The sequence below is a fragment of the Micromonospora sp. NPDC048843 genome, assembly GCF_040649965.1.
GTDB classification, from domain to species: Bacteria; Actinomycetota; Actinomycetes; order Mycobacteriales; family Micromonosporaceae; genus Micromonospora; species Micromonospora hortensis.
Map to the genome: position 1 here is coordinate 1 of NZ_JBEZGJ010000075.1, position 19281 is coordinate 19281.

Sequence of the window (19281 nt, forward strand, 5' to 3'; positions counted from 1 at the left end):
CCCACCACCCGCCTACCAAACAAACCCACCACCGAACCCCCACCACCAACCACACCACCATCCCCAAACTCCACCAACAACCGCCCACGCTCCGCAACGGAGACCAGCTCGACCGTCCCGATGGGCCGGTGCAGGTCGGATTCCGCCAGACGTACGGCGAAGTCGAGAATCCGGTTGGTGTGGTGTTCCAGATCCGCACCGCTGTACCGGTCCGCGTTGCCATCGACGACGACCTGCCAGCCATCGCCGGGCGCACGCTCGAAGATCGATATGTGGAGGTCGTCCACGGGCACATGGGAAACGTTCCGGGCCACGGCCGGGCTGCCGGCGAAACTCAGTGCGCGGTCGAAGGCCGTGACGTTGACCACCGGTCCGAACAGGGCGGCGTCGGCACCGGCCATGCCGGTAGCGCGTCGCATGTCCTCGGACCGGTAACGTCCGTGCCGGAGAGCCCGGAAGATGCTCGTACGAACGGCGGCTGTGTACTGGGCGACGGTGACGGACGGATCCGTGCGCACCCTCAGGGGCACAACGTTCGCCAGCACCCCGGGTATGCGCCGCTCGTCGCCGCCGAACCGCGCGGACACGGGAAGGCCCACGGTGACTTCGTACGAGCCGGCAATTCGGCCGACATAGGCGGCTACCGCTCCGACCAGGAAGTCGGACCAGCGCGTTCCCATCTTCTGCGCACCGGCTGCGACGCGACGGGCAGTGTCGGTCGGCACCGACCGGACGTGACGCAGGAATTTGCGGCTGTGCGGCGCTACCGGTCGCTCGCTGAGGCTGACAATGTCCGATCGGTCGGCCAACACATCGCGCCAGTGGTCCGCGTCCGCGCCGAAGGCGGCGGAGGACCGGTACGCCGCCTCGTTGTCGAGCAGATCGCGCAACGAGCCCTCGCCTGCCGTCCAGGGACGCCCGGCCGCCAGGGTGGTGTAGCAGTCCGCGAGGCGCCGGGCCACCAGTGCCCAGCTCCACCCGTCCATCGCCAGATGGTGGCTGCGGTGATGGAAGATGTGATGGTCCTGCGCCACCCTGATCAGGGTGGCGCAGGAGATCGCCTCTGCTGACAGATCGACGGGTCGACCCATGTCCGCCGCAATCCACTCCTGGGCCGCCGCGAGTGGCTCCGCCTCGCCGCCGAGGTCCAGCTGCCGTAGCGGCCTCTCCCTGTACGGCTCGACGACCTGCTGTGGACCGTCGTGGCCCACGACGATCCGGATCCGAAGGGTCTCCACCTCGGTGAGCACGCGCTGGTACGCCGCATCGAGCAGGGCCCCGTCCAGCGGTCCGAAGATCTCCAGGTACTCGCCGACGTTGTAGACGTCGTCGGGCCGCAGCTCCTGTGCATACCACAGTCCGAGCTGTGCCATCAGCAACGGAAGACGCGCCGGGTCGGCTTGCGGGGCCATTCTCACTCCTGGTGATCGGTGGGAACGGATAGGACGTGGTCAGACCCTTGGTTGCTGTCCGGCGATAACGGCCCACAACGCCGCCGGGGTAGCGAACGTCTGGACGGTGAGCAGCTCGTCCGGAATCGTGACGCCGAAGGTCTTCTCGACGCGGATCAGCAATTCCACCGTGGCCATCGAGTCCAGACCGACGGAGCCGAGGCTGAGATCGGCGTCGATGGGAGTGTCACCGAGGGTCTCGGCCAGCACGCTGTGGATGAGCTGCTTGAGCGTGTCGGGTACGGCGGTCATGGCATCGCTCCTCGCTACGGGTTCCGTCTACTCGAAGAGCATGGCGACAAGGGCGGCGCGGTCGGTCTTCCCGTTCGTCGTCAGGGGGAGTTCGGGAAGCCGTACGCAGGCCGCCGGCACCTTGGCTGCCTCCAGCCGGAGCGCGATTCCCCGCAGCACATCCGACGGCGGGACCTCGCTCACCACAGCGAGGGTGAGATCGCGGTTCTCGTCCGGGGGCAAGGCCGCGGCCGCGGTCACGCCACGGACGTCGAGGGCTGCGGCCTCGATCTCGGCCAGCGAGGCGCGCACACCGCGTCGCTTGAACAAATCGTCGCGGCGTCCCGCGAAGTACAGGTGGCCGTCGCGGTCGAGCCACCCGAAGTCGCCGGTGTACAGGGCAGACGACCGCCCGAGCCGGTCTCGGCGAAACCTTCGCTCCGTCAGGGCTGGCGCGTTGTAGTAGCCGCTCATCACGTGCGGACCGTGCACCACGATCTCGCCGACGGTTCCCGCCTGCACGGCAGCGCCGACGGCGTCGAGCACGGTGACCGTCGTGCCGGGAAGGGGGGTTCCCACCGAGCCGGGGCGGACCCGGTCGACATCCGGATCGGCGATTGTGATTCGCTTGCATTCTGTGGTGCCGTACATCAGTACGACCGCCGCTTCGGGGAACGTGTCCCGCAGTTGTGTGATCAGCGGTCCGGGCAGCGCCGCGCCGGTATTGGTGAACAGCCTGACCTGCGGCCGTGGGGCCGTCGGGCGCCTGGCCAGGCGGACCAGCAACTGCGCGAGGGACGGCACGACCGGCACGACCGTGACGCGGCGGCTTGACATGGTGTGCAGGAGACGCAGCTGACTGTCCGACTCCATCAGCACCAGCTCAGCGCCGGCCAGCGCGGCCAGGAAGATCTGGTAGAGGCCGTAGTCGAAGGAGACCGGCAACGCGCACAGCACGACGTCGTCGCAGCGGTAGCCCAGCCGGGCGGCGATGGCGCCGGTGACGAAGTCGATCGCCCGGTGAGGGCTCATCACGGCCTTTGGCATTGATGTGCTGCCGGAGGTGTAGATCATCAGCCCGAGGCGCTCCGGATCATCGGCCACCCCGGCAGCGCGCCACGCTACCCCGGCGTCCGCCCCGCGCTCGTCGATCCACCTCTCACACCAGCTTGACACCGCGTCGCTGTGGTACACCCGTACGCCTGGCGGCAGCTCCGTCGCCGCCAGAGCCTCCGCGTCCACCGCCACGACGGTGGCCGGAGCGCATTCGCGCAGAACGGCGTTCAGCTGGAAGGGCCTCATGTGCGGATTGACCGGGACCCCCACCGCACCGGCCAGCAGCGTGCCGAAAATGGCCGGCACGACGGCCCGGCGGTTGTCCATCCGGAGGATGACCCGCCCGCCTTCGGTGACGCTTTGAGCAAGCAGCCACGCGGAGAAGGCTCTGGCTCGGCTCCGGAGTTCGGCGTAGGTCCACGACCCGGCGGTATCGGTCACCGCGACGGCCTGCGGCCACCTCTGCGCGGCGCGGTCGAGCAGACCAGCCACCGAGCACGGCGCAACGGTCGGGTGGGCCACCGGCTCATCCATGGGACGTTGCGGGTGGCCGGCGCGGCACGCATTCGATCACGGCGAGGTCGGTGCCACTCGCCGCGTGGACGCCGCGAAGACACAGACCGGCACACTCGACGAGTGCCCGCCACTCGCCCTCGGTACGTTCCTGGCCGCCACACATCGCCAGCATCAGCAGGTCGTTGAGGAATCCGCCGTACGGGTCTCCGCCGACCGGTAGGACGCGCTCCACCAGGAGCACCCGGTTCGTGCTGTCGGCACACTCCCGGAGGATCCGTACCGCCTCGGCATCGGGGTAGTCATGCAGCACGCTGGCCAACACCGCGACGTCGCCGGTCGGGACCCGGTCCGTGAAGACATCGCCCGCGACCAGCCGAGTGCGGCTCCGCAGGTCGGGCGTTCCGTCCAGTCGCGCCATCGCGGCGACCTCCGGAAGTTCGAACAACACACCCTGCAGGCGCGGTCGAGGGGCAAGCAGCATGGCCAGGAGCAAGCCGGTCCCTCCCGCCACGTCGAGCAGCACACCGTCGGTGGGCCAGACCGGCAACCCGACAAGCGGGCCGTACACGCCGGAGGCCCGTTCTGCCATGTGGCGCTGGAATGCCTCCCTGCGCTCTGGCGCGCGCTGGAGCCGGGTGAACACCGGCGCGCCGAACATCCGCTCGTAGCATGGTTCACCGGTACGAACGCTGTGGGCGAACTCGGTCCAGACCGCGAAGAGGTCGTTGTCGGAGAACTCGGCGTGCAAGCCGCCGGGCACGCCGGGGCAGAGCAGTTCCCCCGCCGGAAGCAGTTGCCACCGGCCCGGGGGGTCCTCCGCCACGACGTCCAGGGCTGCGGCGACGCGCAGCACCCGATGCAGCGCCGACGGGTCCGCCCCGACGGCGACGGCCAGGTCCGCGCCTGTCGATGCACCGCGCAGCAGCAGCTCTGGAATACCCAGTACGCACAGGACGTGCAGCACGCGTCCTGGGGCGGGGTCGGCAAGCGCCCGCAGCCGGCGCGCGTGGGACGCGGCCGTCACGCGTCCGCTCCCGCGGCACGGCGCTGCGCCTTCTCGGCGGCGTCCAAGCGCTCGGCCCAGACGGCCTTGAGCCGCCCCTTGAACGTCTCGCGGTAGCAGCCGAGGAAGTACAGCCGCTGAGCGGGCGGGACGTGATCGGCGACGAGAAAGGAGAGATCGCTGGCCACCATGCGCCGGATGGCGAGCAGCGGTACCGGTGCGGCGAGCGGACGGAAGTGGGCGGAGTGGAGGCCGCCTGTCGGATTGCCGGGGAAGAACTCACCCAGCATGAGGCCGTGCTTGACGAACTCCGACTTCAGGCGGGCCTGCACGTTGGCCACCATTGATATCAGCTCGACCTCCGGTCGGCCGTGCGGGATGAGGAGGTACGTCAGGTGAGCGCCTGCTGGCCGTTGCGTATCCCGCCGAAAGCGCGTACGCAGGTGTCGCACCAGCCGGGCGAAAGACTCGCCATCCGAGTCTATGTGCAGCGATATGTATTTGGTTAGGTCCTGCCGGAGCGACCCCCTCATGAAGGGGCATACTTCACCCTCTCGGCCGAGATCAGGGTGCGGGCTGGTCAGGAATTCCCTCGTCCATCTGCGCAGGACAGCGAGCTTCTTGTCCGCCGCCAGGCAGCCGCAGTATTGCACGTCCGTCGAACCATAGCCGGGTAAAGTCCACAATTTATGCACCTTCCGGCTCGTGGGCGACGAGTCACGATCGCATGCTATTGGGTCGCGGTGGATACCAGCAACCGTAAGAGATATTCGGCCGACCGTCAATAAAGGGTTTCTAGGGGTTTCCATTTCGTCACCGAGTCGACCCCACGATAACCCCTAGGTGCGGCGACCGGCGCCGTAGGGGTTGACATCGCCCGCACTACTGGCAACCCTGACACGAAGTTGCCACCCCTCGGCAAACCGACACCTGGAGGGAGCGCCTACGTGCGAAGCCGTCACGAATTGACGTTCGGATTGGGTGTTTTCTTCTTCGCCGCCCTTGCCGACGAACCACGCCGGACCTACCGGATGCTGCTGGATGTCGCCCGCCAGGCCGATCAACTGGGCCTCGATTTTCTGTCCACTCCGGAGCGACATTTTCACCGTTTCGGGGGCGCCTTTCCCAACGCCGCCGTCACGTCGGCGGCGATCGCGGCCACGACCGAGCGAATTCAGATACGCGCCGGAAGCGTGATCAGTCCACTGCACCCGACGGTACGGGTGATCGAAGACTTCGCCGTCGTGGACTGCATCTCCGGCGGCCGGGCGGCCATCTCCCTCGGATCCGGCTGGAACGTCAATGATTTCGTCATCGACACGTCAGCGTTCCGGTCACGCCGGGAACGGGTGCTGGCCGACGTGACGGCGATCCGCGACGCGTGGCAGTCTGGCGTGTGGACCGCCGAGAACCCGAACGGCACGTCGGTGGAACTGAACATCTATCCGCGACCGGTCACCCCGCTCATACCAATCTGGATCACCGCCTCCCGAAGTGTGGAGACGTTTCGGCACGCCGGCGAACTGGACGTCAACGTACTGACGCACCTGGAAAACCAGGACATCGACGACCTCGCCGCGAAGATCAGCGTTTATCGCGGCGCCCGGACAACGCCCGGAGGAAAGGTGACCGTCATGCTGCACACGTACATCACCGATTCCACCGAGCAGGCTCGGGCCATTGCCGGACCCTTTCTCAAGAGGTACATCAAGACCGCCCTGGACCTGGAAACCGCAGCGGTGAACGCCGGTGGAAAAATGAGCGGGGGCCGACGGGCCCGTGCGGTGATGTTCGACCCTGGTGCCCGCGACCGGGCCGTCGAGTTGGCGGCGAACAGATACTTCGACGGCGCGTCGTTCATCGGGTCGGAGACGCAGTGTCTGGACATCGCCCGGAGACTGCGTGACATCGGGGTGGACGAGATCGCATGCCTGGTGGACTTCATAGACGATCCGGAACTCGTCCACGACAGCATCGCCCGACTGGCCCGCGTCCACGATGCCATGTCCGCACACCCCTAGTGTGGCGTGGCTGAAGTGATTGGACGCATGGGATGCGGGACAGTCAGGTGTGTCGGTTGCCGCGCCATTGGTGCTCCGTCCGGGTGATGGTGCCCGGCTACGGGGGTTGACCCGCTCGCCGACCGCCCCGGCGGGGCATGTGCAGCGGGCCCGGACGGTGCGGCTGGCTGCCGAGGGTTTGCCGAACGCGGAGATCGCCCGTCGGGTGGGGTGCAGGTGAGCGGGCGGCGGTACGTTCCGAGCCCAGAAGCGATAGACCTCGACCACGGCTACCTCGAGCGCGGGGTCGCCGCCGGGCAGGGGCGGCGCCACGTAGCGGATGCCGGCGCCGAGCGTGGACAACGACATCCCGACCACGGCCGCGAGGCCGCTCATCCGCGGATCACCACCTTGCGCACGTACGGGGAGGTGGTGGCGGAGAGCAGCGAGGCGTACCCGGTGTGGAAACCGATTTCGGCGCCGGCCTGCACGTCCCGCGCGGCGTCCTCGACGTCGAGCACGAGATGGTCGCTGCTGGCGCCGACCACGACGATCCCCGGGTCCTCCGGGAGCAGGTCCTCCACCCTGACGTCCTGCCGACCTACGTTGCAGATGGCCCGGCTGCGCACGCCGCGGTCGACCTCCTCGGGCAGCGCCCCGAACGCGTCCTGGGCGAACTCGCCGGTCGGCGCGGACGGCTTGCGCTCCACCTCGACCACCTCGGCGACCAGCCGGACGGTGTCCTGCCGGGTGCCCGGCCACGGCGTACGGTCCAGGGGGTTGCGGCCGAGCGCGATGGTCTCGCCGATGCGCAGATTGTTGATCTCGGCGGGCATCCCGCTGGCCGTGAGCATCGGCAGGTTCGCGCTGTTGCCGCCGGAGAGCAGGTCGAGCGGCAGGCCGGTGACCGCCCGGCACTCGTCGCGCAGGTCCACCAGCAACCGCATGTGCGCGGTGGTCGGCACCACGCCGCTGAGGCAGGCCAGGTTGGTGCCGAGCCCGGCGACCTCGATCCGCGACAGCCGGGCCACCTTGCGGATGACCGGGATGACGCGGTCCGGCCAGATGCCCTCGCGCAGGTCGCCGGCATCCACCATGTTCACCACCCGGTGCCGGCGGCGCAGCGTCTGGGCGGCCTGCGACAGCGCCTCCATCGTGGCCAGCGACGAGTTCAGCGAGTAGTCGGCCCAACGGACCACGTCGGCGACCTCGCTCGGAGTGGGCGGGCGCAGCAGCATCGTGGGCAGGTCGACCCCGGCCGCGGCGAGCTGCCTCAGATTGTCCACCCGGGAGTCGGCGACCATCGACGCGCCGGCCCGGTCGAGCGAGCGCAGCAGCGCCGGGTGCGCGCCGGTCACCTTGGTTACGCCGGTGACCTCGACGCCGTGGCGCCGGCAGAGCCCGATCACCGTGGCGGCGTTGTGCTCGAACCGGTCGATGTAGAGCTCCAGCCGCGGCGTGTCCAGGTACATCCGCTCACCGCCCGCAGTGACCGACGGCCCAGCGCCGCAGCGTCTCCCGGACCGCCTCGGCATCGGCCTGCGCCACCACGCCCAGGGCGGAGAGGCGGTACTCGGCGTCGAGCAGAGCCGTCGCGTCCGGCTCGGGCAGCAAATTCGCGCCGGCGCCGCGGCAGATGCCACGCAGCGTCGCCGCGCCGCCCGGCACCCGGGTCAGCGCGCCGCCGGTGCCGAGCACCCAGCGGACCGCGGTCAGGTCGGTGCCCCCGCGCACGGACCGGCGGCCGCCCCCAGGGCCGATCACGTCGGTGACGACGGCGGCGTGCCGGCGGACAGCGGTGTCCACCGCGACCGACCGGAGCCGGGCCACGGTGTCCCGCTGACCGTCGGCGGTGGCGAACGGCGCCAGTTCGCCGAGCCGGTCCGGCAGGTCGCCGCCGGCCAGGGTGGCCACGGCCGGCGCGTTGACGAACACCCCGAGGTCACCGTCGACCGTACGCCGGGTGCGGGGGTACGGTTCGGCGCCGCGCCCGGCCCAGTAGACCGTGCCCTCGGTGACGCTGTGCACGTCGGTGGTGGCCCCGCCGACATCCACCACCAGGCAGTCACCGGCCACGTCGGCGAAGATCTCGGCGGCCCGCAGGACTGCGGACGGGGTGGGCACGACCGGGTGGGAGGTCCGGGCGGCGAGGCCGGACAGTCCGGGCGCGGTGACGATGTGGCGGTTGAACTCCTCCTGCACGATCCGCCGCACCGGTTCCAGGGCCAGCACGTCGACGTCGGGGAAGATGTTGTCGGCGACGGACACGGCTGCCCCGGCGACGGAAAGCACCCGGTGAACCTCGGCTCGGGCCGCGATGTTGCCGGCGAAGATGATCGGGATACGGCCGCCGAGCCCGGCGAGGTGCCGGGCGTTGGCCACCACGATGTCGCGTTCGCCGTGGTCCACGCCGCCGGCGAGGATCACCAGGTTCGGCGCGGCGCGGCGGATGCGGTCCACGTCGTCGCCGCCGAGCGGGCCGGCGGTGACGAACTCGACGATGCCGCCCGCGTTCAACGCCGCTTCCCGGGCTGCCCGCGCGGTCATCCCCGTGGTGAGCCCGTGCACGGTCATCCGTAGCCCGCCAGCCGCCGAACTGGTCACGAAGACCTCGGCGCCGGCGGTCCGGATGCCCCGGCGACCGAGGTCCGCGACCGCCTCGTCGACGCCCGCGCAGACGTCGCCGGTGGCGAGGCTGGTCGCGGCGAGAGCCTGACCGGCCCGGACCAGGGCGCCGCCCTCGGCGCGGAACGCGGTGGCCTTTGTGATCGTCGAGCCCACCTCGAGCACGAGGACGTCGGCCCTCACCGCGTCTGCTCCCGGGCTCGCAGCAGCCGAATGAGCGCGTCCAGCACGTCGGCGCCCCTGGTGCCGCGGCCGAACGTGGCGTCGAGGCCGGTCTCGGCGGCCATGTCCGCGTTGACCTGGGTGCCGCCGGCGATCAGCACCAACCGGTCGCGTACCCCGCGCTCGCGGCACAGCTCGGCCAGCGTACGCATCTGGGCGCGGTGGATGTCGCCGTGACTGATGACCGTGGACATCAGGATGGCGGCCGCGCCGGTCTCCACCGCAGCGTCGATCAGCTTGCCGACCGGTACCGACGTGCCGAGATAGTGGTACTTGACGCCGTACGACTCGATGCCGCCGTGCTTGATGTCGAGAATCTCGCGCAGTCCGACGCTGTGCTCGTCCTCGCCCACCCTGCCGGCCACCACGACCAGCCCGAGCCGGGCTACCTCGGCGCGCAGTTCGTCGTCGCCGAGCCGGTCCGGGCGCCGCCGGATGCGCAGCCCGCGCCGGTCGACGCCCTCGGTGACCCGGCCCTTCACCTCGACGAAGCAACCCTCGGCGGCTTGCAGCACGGTGAGCGAGAGCACCTCGGGGTCGGCCAGCCGCATGCCGCGTGCCATCTCGAGCGCGGCCGCACGGGCGTACTCGGGCGCGTCCGGGATGGTGAACTGGACCAGTACGACGCCGTCGCCGCTCCGTTCCGTCTCGGGCAGCAGGATGCCACCGTCGCGGTACGGCTTGGTCCGCCGCAGTCGCTGCTCCGCGGTGTCCTCCTGGTCGAGTTCGGCGATGTAGGCGATCTTCGACGGATCGCAGAGCGTGCAGCCGCCGATCGGCTCGCACGGGCGCTCCGCGGCCGCTTTGTTGTCGCCGAAGTGCCCACAGACCGGGGCCTGATAGTCCGGGGCACGGGCCACGACGGTGCCGGCGGCGACGCCGCCGTCGATGTCCCGGGCGATGCCGTCGCCGTTGCGCTCGGGATAAGCCGCCGAGTCGACGAAGAACCCGGCCTCCACCGCGGCGAGATAGCCGCCGGTGGCCAGCATCTCCTCAAGGAACACGACAGCGCGCCGCTTGATGTCGGACGCCATCCGGCCCAGCGGGCCGCTACGGTCGAGGCGGACCAGTTCGGTGATGCCGTCCAGTGCCGCCCAGGTCTGTTTGACCGTCTGCAACGCCCGGATGTTGTTGTGGTGCCACGGGAGATTGCGGCCCTCGTCCGGGGCGATCGTGCTCTGGATGTCCGCGCCGGTGAGCATCGAGATCAGCGTGTCGACGGTGTGCGTGCGCACCGCCTCGTCCAGGTCTGACTCGATGTAGCGGGTGTTCTGCTGAGCCCGGATCCGGTAGCCGGGGAACATGTCGCGCAGCGCGACCGCGTACGGCAGGTCGAACCAAAGCTTGGGCGCCGGCGCTGCGTTCGGCGGGACCGTGGAGAGCCCGATCAGGTCCGGGGTCATGCCGACCGCGACCGAGAACGCGGCGTTGATGCCGTGCTGCACGAGCAGTTCGGGCAGCACCGCCCAGCCGTGCCGGGCGGTGGCGTTGGCGTTGTGCGCGCCGTCGATCTGCAGGATCCCCGCGCCGGCCAGCACCTTCTTGGCTTCGGCCGCGTCGACGTACGACCGGATCATGTTGATGTTGCGGTACAGCACGTTGTACTGCGGGTCCTGGTGCGCGCCGTTGACGCCCTCTTCGGCGAACAGCACCGCGACCTCGGGACCGGCGACCCCCGAGACGTAGCTGTGCAGGTTGATCTGGCGGCCCACCTCGTCCTCGATGAGGTCAACCGCGCGCCGGGTGGCCCGGATCTGCTTGCGGCTGATCGGGACGCCGCCGATGCCCTCCGGGGTGCCCTCGATCAGCCCGTCGATGTGGCTCTGACCGGTGGTGCGGATGACCATGATGTGATCGGCGCCGTGCCACGCGGCCATCCGCATCCGACGCAGGTCGTCCTCGAAACGCCCGGACGCGATCTCGGCGGTCACGACGCAGCTGGGTTGCGGGTCGATGCCGTCGAAGTGCCGGGCGGCGGGCAGCGGGACACCACGGGCAAGCGGCGCGGCCATGTCGCGGAAGGTGAACGGTCCCATGGGTACGCCGTCCGGCGGCACGTCGCGCCACACCCAGCCGTTGCGCCGGGGCCGGTACGACTCCAGTCCGGTGAGGATCGCCTCGATGTCCATCTTGCTGCCCGGGTTCAGCGGTGGTAGCCCAGTCATCGGCGGCCGTCCCCGGCGAAAAGCCCGGTCAGCACGCCGGGGTTCGTCAGCAGGTGCCCGGCCGCGGTTCGCACGTCGGTTCCGCTCCGCTCGGCCACCCGCCGCAGCACGTGCTCGGCACCCCTGTCGAGCAGCCCGGCCTCGACGATCTTGGCGACCACGTCGCGGGCGGTGACGCTGTCGACGCCCATCCGCAGCAGCACCGACCGCTCGATCGAGGGGCTGGTGTGGGTGCGGGCCAGGCCGATCAGCGGGGCCACCACGTCGTCGCAGAGCTGCCGGAACCGGTCCCTGATCGCCTCGTCCGGCAGGGCTGCCAGTTCCTCTAGCCGGTCCGAGATCAGGCGCGTACGTTCGTCGTCCATCGAATCTCCCGTTCCTCTCGCTACCGGAACATCTCCGTCAGGGCTGCGCCGTACAGCCGCAGGACCAGCGGGTCGAGCATCTCGGCGTGACCGGCGTGGACCTCGTGCCGGCGCACCGGTCCCCGGACGTACGGATCCCAGTCCGGCAGCGTGAGCCGGTCGGCGGCCGCGACGAACAGCTCCACCGGTCCGTCGAACACTCCGGGCACGTGCCCGACGCGCAGCCGTTCGGCGGCGAGCAGCACCTCCATCGCCTCGGCGGGCACGTCGTGGCCGTCGACGGTCAGGCCGCTCGCGGCGAGCGCGTCGCCGAACAGCGGATGAACGTCGAGCAGCACCGGCGAGGCCACCTGCTTGCCGCGCCGCTGCAACTGGACCGCCACCTCGTGGGCCACGCAGCCGCCGAACGACCAGCCGATCAGGTGCCAGGGGCCGTCCGGCTGCGCGCCGAGGATCGCGTCGACGTGGGCGGCGGCCAGATCGGTGAGGCTCGCCGGGGCGGCGCCCGCCAGGAGCGGCCACGCCTGCAGGCCGTACACGCGAACCGCCGGGTCGAGGTGGTCCAGCAGGCCGCGGTAGTTCCAGCTGGTCCCCTCGACGGCGGGCACGCAGAACACGCCGGGCGCTCCGTCGCCCTCGCGCAGTGTGACGATCCGCTCGTCCAGCCCGGGGTCCGCGCCCGTGCCGAGGCGGGCGGCCAGCGCCGCCACGGTCGGGTGCTCGAAAATCAGGCGAACGGCCAGGTCGGTGCCGGTCGCCGCGAGGAGCCGCGCCTTCAGCCGCATCGCCGACAGCGAGTCGCCGCCCAGGTCGAAGAAGGACTGGTGGCGGCCGATCAGGTCGCGGCCCAGCACCTCGGCGAACAGCGTGCCGAGCAGCACCTCGGCCGGCCCGTCCGGAAGCGTGACCTCGTCGTCGGAGTCCGGGCCGGGGACCGGAAGGGCCCGCTGGTCGAGCTTGCCGTTCGGGGTCAGCGACACGTTGGCGATCGGGACCCCGGCCGAGGGCACCATGTACTCGGGCAGCACCGCTCCGACATGCTCCTTGAGGGGTCCGCCCGCGACGGTGTGCCCGGGCGCCGGGACGACGTACGCGACGAGCCGCTTCGCGCCGGAGGCGGCGTCCCGGGCGATCACCACGGCCCGAGCCACCGACTCGTGCCGGGCCAGGACGCCCTCGATCTCGGCCGGCTCCACCGGAAGCCACGGATCTTCAGCTGTTCGTCCATCCGACCCAGGTAGGTCATGTCGCCGTGCTCGTCCCACCGCACCAGATCGCCGCTGCGGTACATGCGGGACCCGTCGGCGGCGAACGGGTCGGCGACGAAGCATGCGGCGGTGAGGTCCGGCCGGCCGCGGTAGCAACGGGCGACGGCAACCCCGGTCAGGTAGAGCTCACCGGGCACACCGGGCGGCACCGGTTGAAGGTTGGCGTCGAGAACGTAGACCAGCGTGCCGGCGATCGGGCGGCCGACCGCGACCGGGCCGGTGGCGGCGCAGTCGCCGGGACCGGCCTGGTAGACGATGCAGCCGACGGTCGTTCGGTGGGCCCGTACTCGTTGATCACTCGGCGCCCGTTGCCGACGATCTGGCCGAGCAGGTCGGCGGTCAGCGCCTCGCCGCCGACCACGATGTCGCAGTCGCGCACCTCGTCCCAGACGGCCGGGCCATACGCCCGCAGGTGGCTCGGGGTGATCTTCAGGAACGTCGCCTCCCGCAGGTGCGGGAGCGTCTCCGGCGCTGCCAGGTCGTCGTTCGGACAGACCAGCAACCGTCCGCCGGAGGTGAGCGTGCCGAGGTACGCCGGGATCGACAGGTCGAACGCGATGTTGCCGAAGAACGCCGTGGTACCCGCCGACCGACTGTAGACGTCCCGGCAGACGTCGAGGTAGCTGACGGCGCTGGCCTGCGAGACGACCACGCCCTTGGGCCGCCCGGTCGAGCCGGAGGTGTAAATGACCCAGGCCGGATGTTCGGGGTGCATCGGAACTCGCCGGTCGGCGTCGGTGACCGGGGCGGCGGAGTGCCGTGCCACCGCACAGTGGCCGGGGTCCAGGACCGGGACGCCGTGCCCGCTGCCGCCCGGGGTGGTCACCGCGACCACGGCACCGGCGTCGGCGATCGTGTACGCCAGCCGGTCCGGCGGGTAGCCGGGGTCGAGCGGCAGGTAGGCGGCGCCCGACTTGAGCACCGCCAGCACGGTCACGACCATGTCGATCGACCGGGGCAGCAGGATCGCGACCGCGTTCTCCGCGCCGGCGCCAGCCTCGATCAGCGCCCGGGCCAGCCGGTTGGAGTCGGCGTCGAGTTCCGCGTACGTCCGGGTCTCGCCCTCGCAGACCACGGCGACCTTGTCCGGGTCGTGGGCCACCACCGCCGCGAACCGCTCGGGGACCGTCGCGACGGCGACCTCGACGGCGCCGGTCGCGTTGAAGTCGTGCAGTACCCGGTGCCGTTCCCCGGCGGGCAGCACGTCAATCCGGCCGAGCGGCACCGTGGGGTCGGCGACGACCACGGCGATCAGGTGCCGCCACCGGTCCATGATCGCGGCGATCTCCTCGGTGGAGAACGCGTCGGTGCGGTGGGCCAGGCTGATCCGAATCGTCTCGCCGGGCAGCGCGGTCGCGTTCAGCGGGTAGTTGGTGGCGTCCTTCGCGTGCACACCGGTGACCCGTGGGATGCCGGGCAGGTCGTCGAAGATCTCGGTGCCGAGCGGGTAGTTCTCGACGGTCAGCAGCGTGTCGAAGAGCTCCGGCAGGCCGGTGACCTGGTGGATCTCGGCCAGGCCGAGCTGCTGGTGTTCCCGGGTGACCGTGTGGTCGCGGTCGAGGGCGGCCAGCACGTCGGCGAAGCTGCGCGTGGGGTGGGCGCCGACCCGCACCGGCAGTGTGTTGATGAACAGACCGATCATCGTCTCGACGCCGGGCAGGTCGGCGGGGCGGCCGGAGACCGGCGAGCCGAACACCACGTCGGTCTGACCGGTCAACCGGGACAGCAGGACGCCTCAGCTCGCCTGTAGCACGGTGCTGAGCGTGACCCGCTGTTCCCGGGCCAGCTGATGCAGGCTCGCGGTGAGGTCGGCGCCGACCGTGAAGGTGGCCTCGGTGTGCAGGTCGGGACGATCGGGGCCGGCCCCACCGGCGAGCAGCGTCGGCGTGTCGAGGCCGGTGAGCACATCGCGCCACGCCTCGCGGGCGGCCCGCTCGTCGCGGGACGCGACCCATTCGACGAAGTCGCGCCAGGGGGGTCACCGGCGGCAGCACCGACGACCCACCGGCATAAGCGGTGAACACCTCCGCCATCAACGGACCCATCGTCCAACCGTCCAACCGTCCAACCGTCCAACCGTCCAACCGTCCAACCGTCCAACCGTCCAACCGTCCAACCGTCCAACCGTCCAACCGTCCAACAACAAATGGTGATTGGTGAACACGAGCACATGCTCGTCCTCACCCACCGACAGCAAAGCCACCCGCACCAAACACTCACGATCCACAGCGAACCGCGTCACCGCGTCCCTCGCGACAAACCGCTCCACCACACCAGCCGCATCCTCAACCCACGTAAACGGCACCTCGACACCATCAATCACCACCTGCACCGCCCGACCATCCGGCATACACGGAAAACGAGCCCGCAACACCTGATGACGATCCACCACCGCCTGGAACGCCACCCGCAAACGCTCCGGATCCACCCGACCCGACAACCCCACCACCAACTGCACCACATACACATCACCACCGGTCAGCTCGACTCGTTCGGCGATGCGGTGGCGTCGGTCCGCGACGCGATCGGCCGGACCCCGCAGCACGTGCACGCCGCGAACTCGGCCGGGATCCTGGCCCACGAACGGTCCTGGCTGACCATGGTGCGCGCCGGGATCATCGGGTACGGCGCGCTGCCCGGCCCCACAGCGGCGCGCAGCATCCCGCTCTCCCCCGGCCTGAGCTGGGTCTCCCGGGTGTCGTTCCTGAAGACCGTCGAGAGCGGCGCCACGGTCAGTTACGGCCGCACCTGGACAGCACCGCGGACCACCCGGATCGCGACCGTCCCGGTGGGTTACGGCGACGGCCTGAGCCGCTTTCTCTCGAATAACGGGCGATTTCTCGTCAACGGCCGTTCCTATCCGATCGTCGGCCGCGTATGCATGGATCAGACGATGATTGACGTGGGCGACGGGAAGGTGTTTCAATCGGCGACGAAGTCGTCATCATCGGTCGCTCCGGTGATCTGCGGATCACGATGGAGAAAATGGCTAGTTCGATCGGGACCGTGCCGTACGAGTTGTACTGCTATCTGACCCGCCGGATGCCCCGGGACTACGACGTGCTGGGCGCGGCGTGAGCGGGATCCGAGTGGTCCAGTGGGGACTGGGCGCGATGGGGAGCGGGATGGCCCGGCTGGTGCTGCGCAAGCCCGGGCTGCGGCTGGTCGGCTGCACGGACATCCGCGCCGACCTGGCCGGCCGGGACGCGGGCGAGGTGCTCGGTACCGGCCCGCTCGGCCTGCCGGTGACACCCGACGCGGCCCGGCTGCTGGCCGAGCAGCGACCGGACGTCGTCCTGATCGCCACCACCTCGTGGCTCGCCGACCAGCAGACCGACCTTGAGACGATCGTGGCGGCCGGCGCGCACTGCGTGTCGATCGCCGAGGAGATGGCCGCCCCGGAGGCCGCCGACCCGACCCGGCCCGCGCCAAGCGCCTCGACCGGCTGGCCCGCCGGCACGGGGTCAGCGTCGTCGGCACCGGTGTCAACCCCGGGTTCGTGCTGGACCTGCTGGTGGTGCTGCTGACCGGCGGATGCCACGAGGTGCGGTCGGTGACCGCTCGGCGGGTCAACGACCTGTCGCCCTACGGGCCGACGGTGATGCGCACGCAAGGGGTGGGGCTGTCGCCCGCCCGGTTCGCCACGGGCGTCGCCGACGGCAGCGTGGTCGGCCACGTCGGCTTTCCCCAGTCCGTCCGGCTGATCTCGGACGCGCTTGGCCTCGGCGTCGACCGGATCGAGGAGGTCCGTGAGCCGATCATCTCCGCGGTGCGCCGCACCACTCCGCACGTCACGGTCGAGCCCGGCATGGTGGCCGGCTGCGACCACCGGTGCGTCGGCTATCGCGGCGGAACCGAGGTCGTCCGGCTGATCCACCCACAGCAGGTCCTCCCCGATCTGGCTGGCCAGGACACCGGCGACCACGTCACCGTCGACGGCACCCCGAGCATCTCGATGACGATCAGTCCCGAATACGACGGCGGGCTGGCCACCCAGGCGCTCGCGGTCAACGTCGTCCCGCACGTGCTGCGCGCGTCACCCGGGCTGAAGTCGATGCTCGACCTGCCGGTGCGGCCGCGCTGATGGGCGAGTCGGCATACCTGCGGCGGCCCTAGACCGACGCAAATACGACCGGTCACGCCACCGCCCGCCGCCCGACCGGCTGCCGGTAGAGCCACAGTGGCGCCGAGGCCGCCCGGGCGATCGCCGCCACCCGCTCGATGTTGCCGATCACCCGGCGTCCTTCGGCCACCACTGCGGCCAGCGTCGCGAAGCTGTCGTCCAGCACGATCTGGGCCGCCGTTCGAGCCACCCGGCTGCCCGCGCCCATCGCCACACCGATGTCGGCGTCCTTGAGCGCGAGCACGTCCACCCGGTCGCGGTCATCCCGATCATGTGCGCTCTCGCCTCGACCGGTGGCGCAGCCGCGTGTCCCCGAGCGAGTCCACAGGTGTCCCCTCTGGTCGTCCCGCGAGGCGGATCAGGCGTCGCGTCGGCGCAGCTGCAGGTAACCGGCCAGGTTCACGGCCGCGGCCCAAGCCGCCAGCAGGAACGCGCCGGCGACCCGGCCGTACGGGTCGGTGCCACCGCCGACCAGCTGCGAGCCGGCCCGGGCGGGCAGCAGCGCGGCGAGGTCGTCGAGCGAGAGCAGGTCGAGCGTGGCCGGGACGACCATCAACACCACGAACACGATGGTGAGCGCGCCGGCGGTGCGGCGGACCAGCACCGCGATGCCGAGCGCGAGCAGGCTGACCAGGGCGAAGTTCAGCCCGATCGCGAGCGACATGCGGATCGTGCCGCCCTCGGGCGGGGTGCCCTTGTCACCGAGCGAAAACCCGGCCAGCCCCGTGATCATCGCGCCGAGCACGATCCCGGTGAGCAGCGTGACCACGCCGACGACGACCGCCTTCGCGACCAGCAGGCGGGCCCGGGACGGCACCGCCTGCAAGGTCGGCCGGATGCTGCCGGTGGCGTACTCGCTGGTGAAAGCGAGCAGCGCGAGCACCCCCAGAACGAACTGGACGACCGCAGCGCCCATGCCGGCGACCTCGCTGACCGCGACGGTCGGCGGGTTGCCGGGCACTTCGGTGTTGTTGCCCAGCGTGAAGCCGACGATCGGCACGAACAGCAGAGCGCTGCCGGCCGCTCCGGCCACGCACCACCAGGTGGACCGCACCGAACGGAGCTTGGTCCACTCGGCCAGGACCGCGCCGGCCAAGCGCCCGCCGGTCGGGGCGGGGCGAGAGGTAACGGGAACGCTGCTCACGCGGGGATCTCCGATCAGGTCGATGCGGCCGGCGCGCTGTCGCCCGCGCCGAACTCGGAACTGCCGGCGGTGAGCCGTAGGTAAGCCTCCTCGAGCGAGGCTTCGGCCCGACTCAGCTCGTGAATGTGCAGGTGGATCGCGTGCGCCAGGTTGGCGACCACCTCGATCGGCGTTGCGTCGACCTGGAGCCGGTGCGGGTCGAGGCGGCGGGCGGCGATCCGGCGCACGGTCAACTGGTTCTGGAGTGTGTCCAGCCCGGCCGGATCGGGGCTGCGCACGGTTACCACGGCGCCGACCGTGGTCGCGACAACCCGTTCGGCTGGGCCGTCGGCAACCAGCTTGCCGCGCCCGATCACGATCAGATGGTCTGCGGTGAGCTGCATCTCGCTGATCACGTGGCTGGAGAAGAAGACTGTCCGGCCCTCGGCGGCCAGGGACCGCAGCAGCCCGCGTAACCAGCGGATGCCGTCCGGATCGAGACCGTTGACCGGCTCGTCGAAGATCAGGATGCCCGGGTCGCCGAGCAACGCGGCGGCCATGCCGAGCCGCTGGCCCATACCGAGCGAGAACGTGCCGGCCCGCTTGCCGGCCACCGTGGTCAGCCCCACCACGTCGAGGACCTCGTCGACCCGCCGGGCCGGGATGCCATTGCTCTGGGCGAGCGCGAGCAGATGGTCGCGGGCGCTGCGGCCCGGATGCACGGCCTTGGCGTCGAGCATCGCGCCGACCTCGCGCAGCGGGTGGGTGAACTCCGCGTACGGGCGCCCGTGCAGCAGCGCGGCGCCGGTATCCGGCCGGTCGAGGCCGACCATCACGCGCAGGGTGGTGGACTTGCCGGCCCCGTTGGGCCCGAGGAATCCGGTCACCCGACCGGGAATCACCGAGAAAGTGAGGTCGTCCACCGCGGCCTTGCCGTCGTACCGCTTGGTAAGTCCCTGAACAGTGATCATCGCGCCTCCAGCGGATCTCGTGTCGCCGAACACGCTAGGCAGCGGCCGTCCTGAGGGGATCGGACGAAGGTGATCGGCCACCCCCGACTTTCGTCAGGACGGTCACCCGACCCCCACCTTAGTAAGGGGTCGTCCATGACTAACGCCCGATGGCTTGGCGGT

The 19281-nt window shown here is 70.5% G+C and carries 19 protein-coding genes and 3 pseudogenes; 5 read left to right on the forward strand and 17 right to left on the reverse strand.

Going from position 1 to position 19281, the window contains the following annotated elements; translation table 11 throughout:
• The 5 genes from AB0C20_RS18540 to AB0C20_RS18560 all read right to left on the reverse strand — a co-directional run.
• Positions 1 to 1412 (reverse strand): condensation domain-containing protein (locus AB0C20_RS18540; protein ID WP_357568396.1); only part of this gene is annotated, 1412 nt, incomplete at its 3' end.
• Positions 1413 to 1451: 39 nt separating this feature from the next.
• Entirely contained in the window at positions 1452 to 1703 is a 252-nt protein-coding gene (locus tag AB0C20_RS18545; RefSeq protein ID WP_357568397.1) for a phosphopantetheine-binding protein, read from the reverse strand.
• Positions 1704 to 1730: 27 nt separating this feature from the next.
• Positions 1731 to 3272, reverse strand: coding sequence for an AMP-binding protein (locus tag AB0C20_RS18550; protein ID WP_357568398.1), 1542 nt, complete (start codon positions 3270 to 3272; stop codon positions 1731 to 1733).
• On the reverse strand, positions 3265 to 4278 hold the full coding sequence (locus tag AB0C20_RS18555; RefSeq protein ID WP_357568399.1) for a methyltransferase: 1014 nt from the start codon (positions 4276 to 4278) through the stop codon (positions 3265 to 3267). The genes AB0C20_RS18550 and AB0C20_RS18555 overlap by 8 nt, the downstream gene beginning before the upstream one ends.
• Positions 4275 to 5066: a DUF6875 domain-containing protein gene (locus AB0C20_RS18560; protein WP_357568400.1), complete on the reverse strand. Its 792-nt coding sequence runs from the start codon at positions 5064 to 5066 to the stop codon at positions 4275 to 4277. The genes AB0C20_RS18555 and AB0C20_RS18560 overlap by 4 nt, the downstream gene beginning before the upstream one ends.
• Positions 5067 to 5204: 138 nt before the next feature.
• Between AB0C20_RS18560 and AB0C20_RS18565 the strand changes: the two genes are divergently transcribed.
• Positions 5205 to 6278 (forward strand): MupA/Atu3671 family FMN-dependent luciferase-like monooxygenase, encoded by a 1074-nt coding sequence (locus AB0C20_RS18565; RefSeq protein ID WP_357568401.1) that lies wholly within the window; start codon positions 5205 to 5207, stop codon positions 6276 to 6278.
• Between the two features lie 371 nt (positions 6279 to 6649).
• Here AB0C20_RS18565 and AB0C20_RS18570 read toward each other — a convergent pair whose 3' ends face one another.
• From AB0C20_RS18570 to AB0C20_RS18605, 8 genes and pseudogenes are all read right to left on the reverse strand, one after another.
• On the reverse strand, positions 6650 to 7729 hold the full coding sequence (locus AB0C20_RS18570) for an alanine/ornithine racemase family PLP-dependent enzyme (protein ID WP_357568402.1): 1080 nt from the start codon (positions 7727 to 7729) through the stop codon (positions 6650 to 6652).
• Positions 7730 to 7733: 4 nt separating this feature from the next.
• Complete coding sequence (locus tag AB0C20_RS18575; protein WP_357568403.1) at positions 7734 to 9065, reverse strand: glutamate mutase L; 1332 nt, start codon at positions 9063 to 9065, stop codon at positions 7734 to 7736.
• Positions 9062 to 11269, reverse strand: coding sequence for a D-ornithine 4,5-aminomutase subunit OraE (oraE, locus tag AB0C20_RS18580; RefSeq protein ID WP_357568404.1), 2208 nt, complete (start codon positions 11267 to 11269; stop codon positions 9062 to 9064). Before oraE ends, AB0C20_RS18575 begins: the two co-directional genes overlap by 4 nt.
• Complete coding sequence (gene oraS / locus AB0C20_RS18585) at positions 11266 to 11634, reverse strand: D-ornithine 4,5-aminomutase subunit OraS (RefSeq protein ID WP_357568405.1); 369 nt, start codon at positions 11632 to 11634, stop codon at positions 11266 to 11268. The genes oraE and oraS overlap by 4 nt, the downstream gene beginning before the upstream one ends.
• A 20-nt stretch (positions 11635 to 11654) precedes the next feature.
• Entirely contained in the window at positions 11655 to 12830 is a 1176-nt protein-coding gene (locus tag AB0C20_RS18590) for a thioesterase domain-containing protein (protein ID WP_357568406.1), read from the reverse strand.
• A complete protein-coding gene (locus tag AB0C20_RS18595; protein ID WP_357568421.1) occupies positions 12767 to 13051 on the reverse strand; it encodes a hypothetical protein in 285 nt (94 codons plus the stop codon). The genes AB0C20_RS18590 and AB0C20_RS18595 overlap by 64 nt, the downstream gene beginning before the upstream one ends.
• Positions 13052 to 14631, reverse strand: a pseudogene (locus AB0C20_RS18600) (AMP-binding protein); the annotation flags it as partial.
• 6 nt (positions 14632 to 14637) lie between these two features.
• Positions 14638 to 14808 (reverse strand): hypothetical protein, encoded by a 171-nt coding sequence (locus AB0C20_RS18605; protein WP_357568407.1) that lies wholly within the window; start codon positions 14806 to 14808, stop codon positions 14638 to 14640.
• 110 nt (positions 14809 to 14918) lie between these two features.
• Here AB0C20_RS18605 and AB0C20_RS18610 point away from each other — a divergent pair, with 110 nt between their 5' ends.
• Positions 14919 to 15062 (forward strand): PT domain-containing protein, encoded by a 144-nt coding sequence (locus tag AB0C20_RS18610; protein WP_357568408.1) that lies wholly within the window; start codon positions 14919 to 14921, stop codon positions 15060 to 15062.
• A 19-nt stretch (positions 15063 to 15081) separates the two neighbouring features.
• On the opposite strand, the pseudogene AB0C20_RS18615 reads toward AB0C20_RS18610, so the two are convergent.
• A pseudogene (locus AB0C20_RS18615) lies at positions 15082 to 15369 on the reverse strand (condensation domain-containing protein); the annotation flags it as partial.
• Between AB0C20_RS18615 and alr the strand changes: the two are divergent.
• The 3 genes and pseudogenes from alr to AB0C20_RS18630 all read left to right on the forward strand — a co-directional run bounded on the left by alr (position 15280) and on the right by AB0C20_RS18630 (position 16986).
• A pseudogene (gene alr / locus AB0C20_RS18620) lies at positions 15280 to 15980 on the forward strand (alanine racemase). The pseudogenes AB0C20_RS18615 and alr overlap by 90 nt on opposite strands.
• Complete coding sequence (locus tag AB0C20_RS18625; RefSeq protein WP_357568409.1) at positions 15977 to 16429, forward strand: hypothetical protein; 453 nt, start codon at positions 15977 to 15979, stop codon at positions 16427 to 16429. Before alr ends, AB0C20_RS18625 begins: the two are co-directional and overlap by 4 nt.
• The gene (locus AB0C20_RS18630; protein ID WP_357568410.1) at positions 16402 to 16986 is read left to right on the forward strand and encodes a hypothetical protein; all 585 of its coding nucleotides are present in this window, start codon (positions 16402 to 16404) and stop codon (positions 16984 to 16986) included. The genes AB0C20_RS18625 and AB0C20_RS18630 overlap by 28 nt, the downstream gene beginning before the upstream one ends.
• A gap of 52 nt (positions 16987 to 17038) precedes the next feature.
• On the opposite strand, the gene AB0C20_RS18635 is transcribed toward AB0C20_RS18630, so the two are convergent.
• From AB0C20_RS18635 to AB0C20_RS18645, 3 genes are all read right to left on the reverse strand, one after another.
• On the reverse strand, positions 17039 to 17275 hold the full coding sequence (locus AB0C20_RS18635; RefSeq protein ID WP_357568411.1) for a hypothetical protein: 237 nt from the start codon (positions 17273 to 17275) through the stop codon (positions 17039 to 17041).
• Between the two features lie 108 nt (positions 17276 to 17383).
• Positions 17384 to 18169: an ABC transporter permease gene (locus AB0C20_RS18640; RefSeq protein WP_357568412.1), complete on the reverse strand. Its 786-nt coding sequence runs from the start codon at positions 18167 to 18169 to the stop codon at positions 17384 to 17386.
• A gap of 14 nt (positions 18170 to 18183) precedes the next feature.
• Positions 18184 to 19119 (reverse strand): ATP-binding cassette domain-containing protein, encoded by a 936-nt coding sequence (locus AB0C20_RS18645; protein WP_357568413.1) that lies wholly within the window; start codon positions 19117 to 19119, stop codon positions 18184 to 18186.
• Between the last annotated feature and the right edge of the window lie 162 nt (positions 19120 to 19281).